15 protein-coding genes are annotated in these 15,054 nt (G+C 59.0%); 3 read left to right on the forward strand and 12 right to left on the reverse strand.

Features of this window, described 5'->3' with window-relative positions:
• Window positions 1-34 precede the first annotated feature (34 nt).
• The 9 genes from C8K61_RS02135 to C8K61_RS02175 all read right to left on the reverse strand — a co-directional run bounded on the left by C8K61_RS02135 (window position 35) and on the right by C8K61_RS02175 (window position 9,118).
• Window positions 35-1,630: an isocitrate lyase gene (locus C8K61_RS02135; protein WP_108094521.1), complete on the reverse strand. Its 1,596-nt coding sequence runs from the start codon at window positions 1,628-1,630 to the stop codon at window positions 35-37.
• 502 nt (window positions 1,631-2,132) lie between these two features.
• Window positions 2,133-2,942 carry a secretin N-terminal domain-containing protein gene (locus C8K61_RS02140; RefSeq protein WP_108094522.1) on the reverse strand — a complete coding sequence of 270 codons (810 nt, stop codon included), beginning with the start codon at window positions 2,940-2,942 and terminating at the stop codon, window positions 2,133-2,135.
• Window positions 2,939-3,592 carry a histone acetyltransferase HPA2 gene (locus C8K61_RS02145; RefSeq protein ID WP_108094523.1) on the reverse strand — a complete coding sequence of 218 codons (654 nt, stop codon included), beginning with the start codon at window positions 3,590-3,592 and terminating at the stop codon, window positions 2,939-2,941. The genes C8K61_RS02140 and C8K61_RS02145 overlap by 4 nt, the downstream gene beginning before the upstream one ends.
• A 7-nt stretch (window positions 3,593-3,599) precedes the next feature.
• Complete coding sequence (locus tag C8K61_RS02150) at window positions 3,600-4,028, reverse strand: GNAT family N-acetyltransferase (RefSeq protein ID WP_108094524.1); 429 nt, start codon at window positions 4,026-4,028, stop codon at window positions 3,600-3,602.
• Window positions 4,021-5,187 carry a cupin domain-containing protein gene (locus C8K61_RS02155; protein WP_108094525.1) on the reverse strand — a complete coding sequence of 389 codons (1,167 nt, stop codon included), beginning with the start codon at window positions 5,185-5,187 and terminating at the stop codon, window positions 4,021-4,023. Before C8K61_RS02155 ends, C8K61_RS02150 begins: the two co-directional genes overlap by 8 nt.
• A 77-nt stretch (window positions 5,188-5,264) precedes the next feature.
• A complete protein-coding gene (gene purB / locus C8K61_RS02160) occupies window positions 5,265-6,635 on the reverse strand; it encodes an adenylosuccinate lyase (protein WP_108094526.1) in 1,371 nt (456 codons plus the stop codon).
• 223 nt (window positions 6,636-6,858) lie between these two features.
• The gene (hflD, locus tag C8K61_RS02165; RefSeq protein WP_108094527.1) at window positions 6,859-7,479 is read right to left on the reverse strand and encodes a high frequency lysogenization protein HflD; all 621 of its coding nucleotides are present in this window, start codon (window positions 7,477-7,479) and stop codon (window positions 6,859-6,861) included.
• Window positions 7,476-8,594, reverse strand: a complete 1,119-nt coding sequence (gene mnmA / locus C8K61_RS02170) for a tRNA 2-thiouridine(34) synthase MnmA (RefSeq protein WP_108094528.1) — start codon at window positions 8,592-8,594, stop codon at window positions 7,476-7,478. Before mnmA ends, hflD begins: the two co-directional genes overlap by 4 nt.
• Window positions 8,595-8,677: 83 nt before the next feature.
• Window positions 8,678-9,118, reverse strand: coding sequence for an NUDIX hydrolase (locus C8K61_RS02175; RefSeq protein ID WP_108094529.1), 441 nt, complete (start codon window positions 9,116-9,118; stop codon window positions 8,678-8,680).
• Between the two features lie 321 nt (window positions 9,119-9,439).
• Here C8K61_RS02175 and icd point away from each other — a divergent pair, with 321 nt between their 5' ends.
• Window positions 9,440-10,696, forward strand: a complete 1,257-nt coding sequence (gene icd, locus C8K61_RS02180; RefSeq protein WP_108094530.1) for an NADP-dependent isocitrate dehydrogenase — start codon at window positions 9,440-9,442, stop codon at window positions 10,694-10,696.
• Window positions 10,697-10,777: 81 nt separating this feature from the next.
• Here icd and cspD read toward each other — a convergent pair whose 3' ends face one another.
• Window positions 10,778-11,044: a cold shock domain-containing protein CspD gene (gene cspD, locus C8K61_RS02185; RefSeq protein ID WP_108094531.1), complete on the reverse strand. Its 267-nt coding sequence runs from the start codon at window positions 11,042-11,044 to the stop codon at window positions 10,778-10,780.
• Between the two features lie 226 nt (window positions 11,045-11,270).
• Between cspD and clpS the strand changes: the two genes are divergently transcribed.
• Together clpS and clpA are read left to right on the forward strand one after the other, a co-directional pair.
• Window positions 11,271-11,633, forward strand: a complete 363-nt coding sequence (gene clpS, locus C8K61_RS02190; protein ID WP_108094532.1) for an ATP-dependent Clp protease adapter ClpS — start codon at window positions 11,271-11,273, stop codon at window positions 11,631-11,633.
• A 29-nt stretch (window positions 11,634-11,662) separates the two neighbouring features.
• On the forward strand, window positions 11,663-13,933 hold the full coding sequence (gene clpA, locus C8K61_RS02195) for an ATP-dependent Clp protease ATP-binding subunit ClpA (protein WP_108094533.1): 2,271 nt from the start codon (window positions 11,663-11,665) through the stop codon (window positions 13,931-13,933).
• Between the two features lie 83 nt (window positions 13,934-14,016).
• On the opposite strand, the gene infA is transcribed toward clpA, so the two are convergent.
• Window positions 14,017-14,235 (reverse strand): translation initiation factor IF-1, encoded by a 219-nt coding sequence (gene infA, locus C8K61_RS02200; RefSeq protein ID WP_002553999.1) that lies wholly within the window; start codon window positions 14,233-14,235, stop codon window positions 14,017-14,019.
• Window positions 14,236-14,335: 100 nt separating this feature from the next.
• Window positions 14,336-15,043: an arginyltransferase gene (locus tag C8K61_RS02205; RefSeq protein WP_108094534.1), complete on the reverse strand. Its 708-nt coding sequence runs from the start codon at window positions 15,041-15,043 to the stop codon at window positions 14,336-14,338.
• Between the last annotated feature and the right edge of the window lie 11 nt (window positions 15,044-15,054).

Here is a 15,054-nt window from a genome sequence, read left to right on the forward strand (position 1 = left end):
CCCTAAGCCGAGGCTTAGTGAGCAATTCCGTGAATCAATGGAATTGGTTCATGGTGTTGTCTTTACCGCTTGCCTTCAGAGCTGCTTCGCCAGCGAAGTACTCTTTATGGTTGTCGCCCAGGTCCGAACCGGCCATGTTCTGGTGCTTAACGCAAGCGATGCCTTGACGCAGCTCTTCGCGTTGAACGCCTTTCACGTAAGCCAGCATGCCTTGGTCGGCGAAGTAGCCTTTTGCCAGGTTGTCGGTGGACAGCGCAGCAGTGTGGTAGGTCGGCAGGGTGATCAGGTGGTGGAAGATACCAGCCTGTTGCGAACCATCACGTTGGAAGGTGCGGATCTTCTCGTCTGCAACCTGAGCCAGTTCGGTGGCGTCGTAATCAACGCTCATCAGCTTGGCGCGGTCGTAAGCGGAAACGTCTTTGCCTTCGGCGACGAATGCATCGAACACTTGCTGACGGAAGTTCAGGGTCCAGTTGAAGGACGGGCTGTTGTTGTAAACCAGCTTGGCGTTCGGGATTACCTTGCGGATCTCGTTAACCATGGCAGCGATCTGGCCAACGTGTGGCTTCTCGGTTTCGATCCACAGCAGGTCAGCGCCGTTCTGCAGCGAGGTGATGCAGTCCAGGATGCAGCGAGCTTCGCCGGTGCCAGCGCGGAACTGGAACAGGTTGGAAGGCAGGCGCTTAGGACGCAGCAGTTTGCCGCCGCGGTTCAGAACTACGTCACCGTTGTTCAGCTCGCTTGGGGAAACTTCTTCGCAGTCCAGGAAGGAGTTGTACTGGTCGCCCAGGTCGCCCGCAGCCTTGGTAACAGCGATTTGTTTGGTCAGGCCGGCACCCAGGGAGTCGGTACGGGCAACGATCACGCCGTCGTCCACGCCCAGTTCCAGGAATGCGTAGCGAACTGCGTTGATCTTGGCCAGGAAGTCTTCGTGCGGAACGGTCACTTTACCGTCTTGGTGGCCGCACTGCTTCTCGTCAGAAACCTGGTTTTCGATCTGGATGCAGCAAGCACCCGCTTCGATCATTTTCTTGGCCAGCAGGTAGGTGGCTTCCGGGTTACCGAAACCAGCGTCGATGTCGGCAATGATCGGTACTACGTGAGTTTCGTAGTTGTCGACCTGGGCTTGGATCTCGGCAGCCTTGGCGGTGTCGCCAGCGGCGCGGGCAGCGTCCAGAGCGGTGAACAGCAGGTCCAGCTCACGGGCGTCAGCCTGGCGCAGGAAGGTGTACAGCTCTTCGATCAGACCGGAAACGGCGGTCTTCTCGTGCATCGATTGGTCTGGCAGCGGGCCGAAGTCCGAACGCAGAGCAGCAACCATCCAGCCGGACAGGTAGAGGTAGCGCTTGTCGGTAGTCTTCAGGTGCTTCTTGATCGAGATCAGCTTCTGCTGACCGATGAAGCCGTGCCAGCAGCCCAGGGACTGGGTGTAGACGGACGAGTTAGCGTCGTAGTCAGCCATGTCTTTGCGCATGATAGCGGCGGTGTACTTGGCGATATCCAGACCGGTTTTGAAGCGGTTCTGAGCGCGCATACGAGCGACGGACTCAGGGTTGATCGCACTCCAGCTGTTGCCGGCGGTTTCTTTCAAAGCGGCTACGGCTTTGATGTCATTTTGATAAGCAGACATGGTCAATCCTTCAAAGTTGATGATTGGTTGAGCACGACACTTCCCTTTTCAAAACCGGACAAGCAAAGCGGTCTTGCAGCGGAGGTGTACTGCAGAGCAACGAGATATCGACTGAGACGGGATTGAAGCTGAGGAGGGGGCAGAGGGGGCGTACAGGTTGATGGCGTCAGCTGCTTTGGCACTTGCTGGTTCGTGGAAACCGATGGGTGTCGCGGTGGGCTGTGGCTGCCAATCGTGCTGTTACGTTAAACGCTTCCCCGTCCCTCAGGACAACTTCGTTCCAGTCGCAATCTCGTCGAACTGCCTTTTGAGCGGTAAAACACGAATCGAATCTACGGTAAGCAGGTTGCGATCCGGAGACCTCTGTTCGGGGCCTCTGATTAGCGGGAGCGGGGCCATCATGCCTCTGAGAAGGAACTTCGTCAAACGTTTTGTAGTGCTTTTTTCTTACTACTACATATTGTTCGACGAGCGACCGGATAGTCACGATTTTGCCGTCTGGTCAGTCCAGGGCATCGACCTTGAGGCGCAGGGTCATGTCGTCGCGACCCGAGGTGGAGCGGCGCTGAACAAAGCCGCTCTGGTCAGATTGGGAGTTCTCATTGACGCCGCCAATGGTGATCCATTCACCGAGGCGGCCGGTGACTTTGGTGTCGGTGCTCTGGATGTCAATGGCGCCTTGTTGGGTCTGACTGAGGCGGTCGTTGTGGTTGCTGATGCTGACGTGCACCAGGTCGCCGGTGAGGCTGGCAGTGACGTAAAAGCCGCGGGTGACGTTGCGGTATTCGGTGTTGTTGTAGGGGCGGCCGTAACTGTCGACGCTGGTGTTGGTCAGCGGCACGCTCTGGCCGACCTGGATCAGCGCCGGGTAGCCCTCGGTGGTCTGCACCTGTTGGGTGCCGCCGCCACGGCTTTGGGTGCTGCGGTGGATGATGCGCACCTGGTCGCGGCCATTCACTTCGCCGCGCCCGGATTGAATCTCGACATTGCCGGCCGAGGCTGTGCCGTTCACCGAATAACCCTGGTCGTTCATGTTGTTGCTGTTGCTGGTGTCGACGCTGATCAGCAGACGCTTGGGTTGTTTGTCGATCTGCTTGAGCAGGTCGCGCACTTCCTGCAGCTTGGCGGGCGGCGCATTGACCACCAACTGATTGCCGTAGTTGCTGGCCCGGCCTTCGTTGCCAAGCACCGACTGCACCACCGGCAACACGTCATCGGCGGTGCGATAGTTCAGTGGCATCACTTCGGTAGCCGCCAGCACCGGTAGGCTCACACTCAGGCAAACAGCAACAAGCAGGGCGCGGATGGTCATACCAGTAGGCTCCGTAAGTCCAGGTCGCTGACGCTGACGTCCCACGCCTGATCGAATTTGTTTTGCAGTACCCGCACCTGGCCTGGGTCGTTGTACAGCGCGTAACCGGCAATCTGTTCCAGCTTGGGCCGCATCAGCAGGCCGCCGGTGTCGGCGAGCAGGTAAGCGACTTCGTCATTGCTGTAACTGGGGTTGAGCTTGCGAATCTGCAGGTTGCTCGGCAGGCGCCGGGACAGTTGCAGCAGGCGATGGCCTTCCTTGACGGCGCTGCTGGGGTCATTGAGCAGAATGCGCAGGCGATTTTTCGGGTTGGCCAACAGGAATTGGGTACAGGCTTCTTGCACGCTGCTGTGGTGGTACAGCCAGCGTTCGAGGTCGGGGGTGTAGATGCACAGGCTGCGTTGCGCCTGTTGCAGCAGCGCCAGGGCGTGGGCCTGGGCGTGCTCCGGGGTGGTGAAGTGTTGCAGTTCGCGTTGCCCGCCAAGTTTGAATGGGGCGGGTTCGCGGCGCTCGGGCTGAGCCTGCACCGGCGGTGGGTTGTGCACCGTAAAGCTGCCCGGCGAGACGAACTCGATGGCGGGCAGCTCTTCTGGCAGAGCGTCCGCAACACCGTCCGTGGCGTCTGTTGGCGGAGCGTCTTTGTCGATCATCCTGACCTCACTTACGGGTGCGTTTCATCTCTACGTGTGGGATGCCGGCGTCGAGAAACTCGCCGCTGACTACGCTAAAGCCTAGACGCTCGTAGAACGCCGTGGCGTGAACCTGGGCGCTGAGCATCTGTTCTTTCAAGCCACGGCGTTCGGCTTCGTTGATCACGGCGGTCATCAGCGCTTCGCCGACTTTCAGACCGCGCCAGTCCTTGAGAACTGACACCCGACCAATATGGCCGTCGGGCAGCAGGCGAGCGGTACCGATCGCGTAATCGCCATCGACGGCGAGAAAGTGCACGGCCTCGACATCTTCGGCATCCCATTCCAGCTCGGCCGGCACCGCCTGTTCGGCGATAAACACGGTTTCGCGGATACGGCGCAGGTCAGCATTGTCTTTCTGCCAGCTGGCGACCCGTACTTGCACGTTGCTACTCATCTGCAAACTCCAGACTTCCTTGTTTTACCAGCTCGAGAACGAGGTTACGCCCTTCGTCATCGGCCAGCCATTGGCCGAGGTTTTCCATATGCAGCACGTCGGCCGAGCAGATCAGCTTCAGCAATTCGCGCAGGCTGGCCGAGAGCAGGCGGCTCTGGCCGCTGGCAAACAGCACCAGGTCTTCGCCGACTTCGGACCAGGCCAGGCGGGCGCTGAGGTTGCGCACCAGCATGGCGCCGTTTTCGATCTGCTCGAGCAGTTCTTCTTCGCTGAGCTCGGTGCCAGCCACCAGTTCCGGGTATTTCGGTTCGGTCATGAACTGGCCGAACCAGGTCATCAGCAGGCGCTCGTCACCCATGTGCTCGTTGAGCAGGGCTTTGAGGCGGTCCAGCGAGTCGCGCTGGATCTGGTGGGGGTCGCTGGCAGGCGCAGTGCCGGCGTCGCTGTAACGTTCTTCGTCCGGCAGGAACTGGCTGAGGAAGTCGGTGAAATGGGTCAGAACTTCTGCGGCGCTAGGGGCGCGGAAACCCACGGAATAAGTCATGCAATCATCCTCGGCGGTGCCATAGTGAGCCAAACGTGGCGGCAGATACAGCATGTCGCCGGGCTCCAACACCCATTCGTCGGTCTGTTCAAAGTTGGCCAGAATGCGCAGGTCCGCATGCTCGAGCATGGGGCTGTCTGCATCGCACATCTGGCCGATTTTCCAGCGCCGGTGTCCCTGGCCCTGGAGAAGGAAAACGTCGTAATTGTCGAAATGCGGGCCCACGCCACCACCTGGGGTGGCGAAGCTGATCATCACATCGTCGATGCGCCAGCTCGGCAAAAAGCGGAAGTTCTGCAGCAGCTCGGCCACTTCCGGCACGAACTGGTCGACGGCTTGCACCAACAGGGTCCAATCGCGCTCAGGCAGGTCGGCGAAGGCGTCCTCTTCGAAAGGACCGCGGCGCAATTCCCATGGGCGCTCACCGTGTTCCAGCACCAGGCGCGATTCAACTTCTTCTTCCAGTGCCAGGCCGGCCAGCTCGTCAGCGGAGATCGGGCTTTCGAAGTCGCTGATGGCTTGACGCACCAGCAGGGGTTTCTTCTGCCAGTAGTCGCGCAGGAATTCGCGAGCGGTAATGCCACCAAGCATCTGAAGCGGAATATCAGGATTCATAGCTAAGCCCTTGAAAGTGTTCTAAGCCCATAAATAAAAACGCCCGGCACTGCCGGGCGTGCACGGGGCGGTGACGGTCAGATGCGTTTGGCCTGGGCGGCGGCGTTGCCCGCGTAGCCAGCAGGGGTTAGTGCGCGCAGTTGGACTTTGGCCTCGGCTGGAATATCCAGGCCGTCGATGAAAGTCTGCAGGGCTTCGCCGCTGATGCCTTTGCCGCGGGTCAGCTCCTTGAGCTTCTCGTAGGCATTCTCTACGCCGTAGCGGCGCATGACGGTCTGTACCGGCTCGGCCAGCACTTCCCAGCACGCGTCGAGATCAGCAGCAATGCGTTGCTCGTTGAGCTCCAGCTTGCTGATGCCTTTCAGGCTGGCTTCGTAGGCGATCACGCTGTGGGCGAAGCCGACACCGAGGTTGCGCAGCACGGTGGAGTCGGTCAGGTCACGCTGCCAGCGCGAGATTGGCAGCTTGCTGGCCAGGTGTTGCAGCAGAGCGTTGGCGATACCCAGGTTGCCTTCGGAGTTTTCGAAGTCGATCGGGTTGACCTTGTGCGGCATGGTCGAAGAACCGATTTCGCCGGCAATGGTGCGCTGCTTGAAATAGCCCAGGGAGATGTAGCCCCAGATATCGCGATCGAAGTCGATCAGGATGGTGTTGAAGCGCGCCACGGCGTCGAACAGCTCGGCGATGTAGTCGTGCGGTTCGATCTGGGTGGTATAGGGGTTGAAGCCCAGGCCCAGTTCTTTCTCGATGAACTCGCGGGCGTTGGCTTCCCAGTCGATAGCCGGGTAGGCCGACAGGTGGGCGTTGTAGTTGCCCACGGCGCCGTTGATTTTGCCCAGCAGTGGCACGGCGGCGACTTGAGCGATCTGGCGCTCCAGGCGGTAGACGACGTTGGCCAGTTCTTTGCCCAAGGTGGTCGGCGACGCCGGCTGACCGTGGGTGCGCGACAGCATCGGCACGTCGGCGAAGCGGTGAGCCAGCTCACGGATGGCGTCTGCCAGTTGCTGCATCAGCGGCAGCAGTACGGTGTCGCGGCCTTCGCGCAGCATCAGGGCGTGGGACAGATTGTTGATGTCCTCACTGGTGCAGGCGAAGTGGATGAACTCGCTGACCGCGGCCAGTTCCGGCAGCTTGGTGACTTGTTCTTTGAGCAGGTATTCCACGGCCTTGACGTCGTGGTTGGTGGTGCGCTCGATTTCTTTGACGCGCTCGGCGTGCTCTACCTGGAAGTTGTCGACCAGGGCGTTGAGCAGGGCGTTGGCCTCGGCCGAGAAGGGTGCCACTTCCGGAACGCCGGTGTGGGCGGCCAGGCGCTGCAGCCAGCGAACCTCGACCATGACGCGGAAACGGACCAGGCCGTATTCGCTGAAGATTGGGCGCAGAGCGCTGGTTTTGCTGGCGTAACGGCCATCAACGGGGGATACCGCGGTGAGCGAGGAGAGCTGCATGGGGCGTTCTCGGACAGTCGGGCGACGAAAAGGGGCGCGAATTATACATAGAAAAGACTCGCCTGGCCCGCGCTGAGCGAACTGCTCTGTCGGGTTTTTCCCTGCGGTAGTGCGCGATGGTTTATTCACGCATTCCCTTGTAGGAGCGGCTTCAGCCGCGATGTCCTTGAAGATCAAGAGCATCGCGGCTGAAGCCGCTCCTACGGGGAAGTGGGTGTTGCGGTCAGTTGCGTACCAGCGGGTACAGGTCTTTTAGCAACTTGCGACGGTTCAGCACCAGTTGCCAGCGGTGGCCACCGAGCTGCCGCCACAGGCGTGCCGAGCGAATGCCAGCGAGCAGCAGGGCGCGAATTTTCGCCGCGTTGCTTGGTTGCTGCAGGTTGCGCATATCGCCATGCACCTGGATGCGCTGGCGGAAGGTGCTCAGGGTGTCCTGGTACAGGCCACCGCTGGCGGCGATCACGTTCTCGTGCACCAGGCCGAAGTGCTGCACCTGCTGCTGGATCTGGTCGAGGCGTTTGCCGATGGTCTGCAGCATGTCGTCGCGCTTGGCCAGCTTGCGCTCCAGACCCAGCAGGGCGAGGGCATAACGCAGCGGCTCGCGTTGAAGGGTGGTGGGGTCGCGTTCCAGGGCGCTGAGCAGGGCGCGGTAGCCGTTGTGCAGGTTGATGTCGTCGCCGCCGTAGACGTCCAGGGTGCTTTTCGGGTCGCGCACCATCAGGCTGCCGAGCATGCAGCTCAAGGCGCTTTCGCTGATCTGTCCGGTGCGCGCGACCTGATCGACCAGAAAGGCGGCTTCAAACACCCCGCCCAGGGCGATCAGTTGTTCCTGAGTCGGCGTCATGCGCGCTTTTCCTTACTGCTCCAAGGTTCCGCTACTTCTATTACGCCGCCGCCGAGGCAGATTTCGCCGTCGTAGAACACCACTGATTGGCCGGGAGTCACGGCGCGCTGCGGCATGGCGAAAATGGCGCGGTAGCCGCTGGCGGTTTTTTCCAGAGTGCAGGCCTGGTCGCCCTGGCGGTAACGCACCTTGGCGGTGAGTTGGCGCGGGCTGCTCAGGTCGATCGGGTTGACCCAGTAAATTTCCGAGCAGAGCAGGGCGCTGGAGAACAGCCATGGGTGTTCGTTGCCCTGGCCGACGACCAATACGTTGCGCTCGAGGTCTTTGATCAGTACGTACCACGGCTCTTCACCGGCATCTTTCAAACCGCCGATGCCCAGGCCCTGGCGCTGGCCGATGGTGTGGTACATCAGGCCGTGGTGGCGGCCGATCACTTCACCTTCGGTGGTTTCGATGTTGCCCGGCTGGGCCGGCAGGTACTGCTTGAGGAAGTCGCTGAAACGGCGCTCACCAATAAAGCAGATGCCGGTGGAATCCTTTTTCTTTGCCGTGGCCAGCTCGTGTTTCTCGGCAATGGCGCGTACTTCCGGTTTCTCCAGCTCGCCGACCGGGAACAGGGTTTTCGCCAGCTGTTCGCCGCCAACGGCATGCAGGAAATAGCTCTGGTCCTTGTTCGGGTCCAGGCCCTTGAGCAGCTCGGTGCGGCCATCGATATCGCGGCGGCGCACATAGTGGCCCGTGGCGATCAGGTCGGCGCCAAGCATCAAGGCGTAATCCAGGAAGGCTTTGAACTTGATTTCGCGGTTGCAGAGGATGTCCGGGTTGGGCGTGCGCCCGGCCTTGTATTCGGCCAGGAAGTGTTCGAACACGTTGTCCCAGTATTCGGCTGCGAAGTTGGCGGTGTGCAGCTTGATACCAATCTTGTCGCAGACCGCCTGCGCGTCAGCCATGTCATCCATGGCGGTGCAGTATTCGGTACCGTCGTCTTCCTCCCAGTTCTTCATGAACAAGCCTTCCACCTGGTAACCCTGCTCGAGGAGCAGAACGGCAGAAACGGAGGAGTCGACACCGCCGGACATGCCGACGATCACGCGGGTAGAGGAGTTGTCACGCATAGGAATTTGGATGCAGGGCTTTTCGGGAAAACGCGATTCTATCAGGCGAACTGGTTAAACGGTGATCGGTGCTGGTCACGCGGTTAGTTTCGCAGCAGGGCCAGGGGGAAACGTTCGCCGCCCAGGTAGTCGTCAATGCAGCGCAACACCAGCTCACTGCGCCAGCGCTCAGGCTGCGCGGCCAGCTCTTCGCGGGTCAGCCATTGCGGGCCGATGATGCCGTCGTCCAATTGATAGTTGTCGCGTTGCTGCAGCGGTTTGGCGGCAAAGCATACGCGCTGGTAAGTGATACCGTTGCTGGGGGCGGTATAAAGGTAGATGCCGGTGACGGCGGTCAGCTCCACATCCCAGCCGGTTTCTTCCAGCGTTTCACGAATAGCCGCCTGCATGAGACTTTCGTCGGCTTCCAAGTGGCCGGCAGGCTGATTAAATACAGCGCGCCCGCCGGCAGTTTCCTCGACCAGAAGAAGGCGCCCCTGATCTTCAACGATGGTGGCGACGGTGACGTGTGGGGTAAAGCGCATGGGTAACTCCTGTGCGATCAGCGCGCGGTGAGGTATTCAGGCCGGCGCCAAAAAGGCAAGATCGGGTCAAGCTGCTAGGCTGAAAAGCGCCACAGCCGACGGCTAAATGTAGTGCGGATGTAGTTTGACTACAGAGATAGGTAAGGTGCCGTAATAATGCGGCCTGTAGCGGGTGTTTAGTCCTACAAAATCGAGAAAAGTGCGTGACTTTCTGTAGAAATACTACAAGAATGGCCCGCCTTTCCGAGACCAATTCAAGTTCCATATCGCCGCGCCATCCGCGCGGCGGGATGTCAGACCACGAAAGCAACGGAGTCCAGCATGGGATACCAAAAGATCCAGGTGCCAGCAACCGGTGACAAAATCACCGTCAATGCCGATATGTCCCTGAATGTACCGAACAACCCAATCATCCCTTACATCGAAGGTGATGGTATTGGCGTTGATATCAGCCCAGTGATGATCAAAGTCGTTGATGCTGCCGTAAACAAAGCCTACGGCGGCGAGCGCAAAATCTCCTGGATGGAAGTTTACGCTGGCGAGAAAGCCACTCAGGTTTACGATCAAGACACCTGGCTGCCGAAAGAAACTCTCGAAGCCGTACGTGATTACGTTGTATCGATCAAAGGTCCTTTGACCACTCCAGTTGGCGGCGGCATTCGTTCCCTGAACGTGGCCCTGCGTCAGGAGCTCGATCTGTACGTTTGCCTGCGCCCAGTGCGTTGGTTCACCGGCGTGCCTAGCCCGGTGAAAAAGCCGCAAGACGTCGACATGACCATCTTCCGTGAAAACTCGGAAGACATTTATGCCGGTATCGAGTGGAAAGCCGGTTCGCCGGAAGCTGAAAAAGTCATCAAGTTCCTGAAAGAAGAAATGGGTGTTACCAAAATCCGTTTCGACCAGGACTGCGGTATCGGCGTCAAGCCGGTGTCCAAGCAAGGCACTCAGCGTTTGGTGCGTAAAGCACTGCAGTACGTGGTCGACAACAACCGCGACTCGCTGACCATCGTGCACAAAGGCAACATCATGAAGTTCACCGAAGGTGCCTTCAAAGATTGGGGCTACGAAATCGCCAAAAACGAATTCGGTGCCGAGCTGCTGGATGGCGGTCCTTGGATGCAATTCACCAACCCGAACACCGGTAAGAAGGTCGTGGTTAAAGACGCCATCGCCGACGCCATGCTCCAGCAGATCCTGCTGCGCCCGGCTGAGTACGATGTCATCGCTACCCTGAACCTCAACGGTGACTACCTCTCCGACGCCCTGGCGGCTGAAGTAGGCGGTATCGGTATTGCTCCGGGCGCTAACCTGTCCGACAACATCGCTATGTTCGAAGCCACCCACGGCACCGCGCCTAAGTACGCTGGTAAAGATCAGGTGAACCCAGGTTCGCTGATCCTCTCCGCCGAAATGATGCTGCGTCACATGGGCTGGACCGAAGCGGCCGATCTGATCATCGACGGCGTTAACGGTGCTATCTCGGCTAAAACCGTTACCTACGACTTCGAACGTCTGATGGAAGGTGCAACCCTCCTGTCGTCGTCCGCGTTCGGCGACGCCATGATCAAGCACATGTGATCATCGCGCAGCGATAAAAAAAGGCCGGTCTAATGACCGGCCTTTTTTATGCGTATTCAATCTAGCTTTGCGGGCTAAATCTCACGCATCAGAGGTGACTGCCTGCGGTTGCGAAACCGCCACGGCTGGGGCATCAGTTGTCTGTGTGATCGAACTGATATTGACCGCGTGCAGCCCCTTGGGGCCCTGAATAATATCGAAGCTGACCGGCTGGCCTGCTTTGAGGGTTTTGTAACCGTCCATCTGGATAGCCGAGTAGTGGGCGAACAGGTCCTCATCTCGGCCGTCGGCCAGGATAAATCCGTAGCCCTTGGCGTTGTTGAACCACTTGACCTTACCGCTAAGCATGCTGATATCCCTCTGCAAATACACCCACCACTGGGGTATTATCCGTTACGACTCCGCGCTGGAAGCATCCGCTTTGGTAAGCGCGCGGACCCTGATACCCTCGATTGGGTATTCTCTGTTTGTAACACTGATTTACTGATAGTCAAGGCGACGGCACGACCGTCTGCGAAGTCGGTCAAAAACTGTCAGTCGTCCCACTCCTACAATGACGAACCTTTCATCCCACATGCGTGTAAGTAGCCAGATTCGACTAACATTCAATCAGGACCATCCCGAGCCGCATGAGGATGACGCCTCTGGCTTGGCCGTGCAGGAAGCCAAGCCCGCATTACAGGCGCCGCCGATGTACAAGGTGGTTTTGTTCAACGATGACTACACCCCAATGGATTTCGTTGTCGAAATTCTTGAAGTGTTCTTCAGTTTGAATAGAGAAGTGGCAACCAAAATCATGCTGACCGTTCATACAGAGGGACGGGCAGTGTGCGGCGTGTTCACCCGCGATGTTGCGGAGACCAAGGCAATGCAGGTCAACCAATACGCGAGAGAAAGCCAACACCCGCTACTCTGTGAGATAGAGAAAGACGGTTAATTGCGACTGCTTGGTTATGAGGTGAAGCTATGTTGAATCGAGAGCTCGAAGTCACCCTCAATCTGGCCTTCAAGGAGGCCCGCACCAAGCGTCATGAGTTCATGACGGTTGAGCACCTCTTGCTGGCCTTGCTGGACAACGAGGCTGCCGCCTCGGTCCTGCGTGCCTGCGGAGCGAATCTGGACAAGCTGCGCAGCGATCTGCAGGAGTTCATCGACTCCACCACACCCCTGATCCCGCAACACGACGAAGAGCGCGAAACCCAGCCAACCCTGGGCTTCCAGCGGGTTCTGCAGCGCGCGGTATTCCACGTGCAGAGTTCGGGCAAGCGCGAAGTGACCGGTGCCAACGTGCTGGTGGCGATTTTCAGTGAGCAGGAAAGCCAGGCTGTATTTCTGCTCAAGCAACAAAGTGTCGCGCGTATCGATGTGGTCAACTTCATCGCCCACGGCATTTCCAAAGTTCCCGGCCACGCCGACCACACAGACAGCGATCAGGAAATGCAGGACGAAGAGGGCGGTGAAGCCTCCTCGTCGAGCAATCCGCTAGACGCCTACGCCAGCAACCTCAACGAGGCTGCGCGCCTGGGTCGGATCGATCCGTTGGTGGGTCGCGAAAGCGAAGTCGAGCGCGTGGCGCAGATTCTCGCCCGCCGGCGCAAAAATAACCCGTTGCTGGTGGGTGAGGCTGGTGTCGGTAAAACCGCGATCGCCGAAGGCCTGGCCAAGCGCATTGTCGATGGCCAGGTGCCGGATCTGCTGGCTGACAGCGTGGTCTACTCCCTTGACCTCGGCGCCTTGTTGGCGGGTACCAAATACCGAGGCGACTTCGAGAAGCGCCTGAAAGCGTTGCTCAACGAACTGCGCAAACGCCCGCACGCCATTCTGTTTATCGATGAGATCCACACCATCATCGGAGCGGGTGCGGCCTCTGGTGGCGTGATGGATGCCTCTAATCTGCTCAAGCCAATGCTGTCGTCGGGCGAGATCCGTTGCATTGGTTCGACCACCTTCCAGGAATTCCGCGGCATCTTCGAAAAAGACCGTGCGCTGGCCCGTCGCTTCCAGAAAGTCGACGTCACCGAGCCGTCGGTGGAAGACACCATCGGCATTCTGCGTGGCCTCAAAGGGCGTTTCGAGCAGCATCACGGTCTGGAGTACAGCGATGAGTCGCTGCGCGCCGCCGCTGAGCTCGCCTCGCGCTATATCAACGATCGGCACATGCCCGACAAGGCCATCGACGTTATCGACGAGGCAGGGGCCTACCAGCGCTTGCAACCGGTCGAGAAGCGCGTGGCTCGAATCGAAGTGGAGCACGTCGAGGATATCGTCGCGAAAATTGCGCGGATTCCGCCGAAACATGTCTCCAGTTCCGACAAGGAACTGCTGCGTAACCTTGAGCGTGACCTGAAGCTGACTGTGTTTGGTCAGGATGCAGCCATCGACTCGCTGGCTACTGCCATCAAGCTCTCGCGTGCAGGGCTCAAATCGCCGGATAAACCTGTTGGTTCGTTCCTGTTCGCCGGGCCTACCGGTGTGGGTAAAACCGAGGCAGCGCGGCAACTGGCCAAGGCCATGGGTATCGAGCTGGTGCGTTTCGACATGTCCGAGTACATGGAGCGCCACACCGTTTCCCGCTTGATTGGTGCGCCTCCAGGCTACGTCGGCTTCGACCAGGGCGGTCTGCTCACCGAAGCGATCACCAAGATGCCGCATTGCGTCTTGCTGCTTGATGAAATCGAGAAGGCACACCCGGAAGTCTTCAACCTGCTGCTGCAGGTGATGGACCACGGCACCCTGACCGACAACAACGGCCGTAAGGCGGACTTCCGCAACGTGATTTTGATCATGACCACTAACGCCGGTGCCGAAACGGCAGCGCGGGCCTCGATCGGGTTTACCCATCAGGACCACTCCACCGACGCCATGGAAGTGATCAAAAAGAGCTTCACGCCGGAGTTCAGAAACCGCCTGGATACCATTATCCAGTTCGGTCGCCTGAGCCACGAAGTGATCAAAAGCGTGGTCGACAAGTTCCTCACCGAGCTACAAGCGCAACTCGAGGACAAACACGTCACGCTGGAAGTCAGCGACGCCGCGCGCAACTGGCTGGCCACTGGCGGTTACGACACGCAAATGGGTGCTCGCCCGATGGCGCGCCTGATCCAGGACAAGATCAAGCGTCCGCTGGCCGAAGAGATTCTGTTTGGCGAACTGGCCGAGCACGGCGGTGTGGTACACATCGACGTGCAGGATGGCGAGATGACCTTCGACTTCGAAACCACGGCGGAAATGGCGTAGCCGTTTCCACCGCCGGTTTCGGCGTTTAAACCCGCACCAACAAAAATGCCCAGCAATTGCTGGGCATTTTTATTCGGACTGGCTTAGCGCGCGCGGTAGGTAATGCGGCCTTTGCTCAGATCGTACGGCGTCAACTCAACACGTACTTTGTCACCAGTAAGAATGCGGATGTAGTTCTTGCGCATCTTTCCGGAGATGTGCGCGGTTACGACGTGCCCATTTTCCAACTCCACGCGAAACATGGTGTTAGGCAGGGTGTCGACGACAGTGCCTTCCATTTCGAAGCTGTCTTCTTTCGACATGCAGTAAAGCCCTCGGTGTCCAATGAATGGCCCGGTGCAACTGGCGCCAGGCAAAAGCGGGCTGCATTGTGCCCGAAAACAGGCCGCGCCGCCAAGGGATTCAGGTGAGGGTGATCCAGCGTTGATTGACGAACAGCTCAATGGGGCGGTATTGGGTCTTGTAATTCATCTTCCGGCAGCTCTTGATCCAATACCCCAGATACACGGCATGCAGCCCTATCCGGCGGGTTTCGGCGATTTGCCAGAGAATTGCGAAGCGCCCCAGGCTGCGGCGTTCTTCGTCCGGATCGTAGAAGGTGTAAACCGCCGAAAGGCCGTTGGGCAGTACGTCGGTCACCGCAATGGCGACCAGGCGGCCGTCGAGGCGGAACTCATAGAAGCGCGAGAAGGGCAGATCACGCACCAGGAAGGTGGTGAACTGATCGCGGTTGGGCGGGTACATATCGCCATCGGCATGGCGTTGTTCGATATAGCGGGCGTAGAGGGCGTAATACTCTTCGTTGAAGTTCGGCCGAACGGCGCGCACTTGCAGGCTTTCATTGCGTTTCAGAATCCGCCGTTGCTGGCGGTTGGGCTGGAACAGGGCTGCGGGAATACGCGCCGGCACGCAGGCGGTGCAGCCCTGGCAATGGGGGCGGTACAGGTGGTCGCCGCTGCGGCGAAAGCCCATTTCCGAAAGTTCGGCATACACCTCCACATCCATCGGCTGGCTGGGATCGAGGAACAGCGTGGTGGCCTGTTCATCGGGCAGGTAGCTGCAAGGATGGGGTTGAGTGGCATAGAACTTAAGGCGCGCCAGCTCGGTCATGGTCAACACTC

This window comes from Pseudomonas sp. GV071 (assembly GCF_003050835.1).
Taxonomy (GTDB): Bacteria; Pseudomonadota; Gammaproteobacteria; order Pseudomonadales; family Pseudomonadaceae; genus Aquipseudomonas.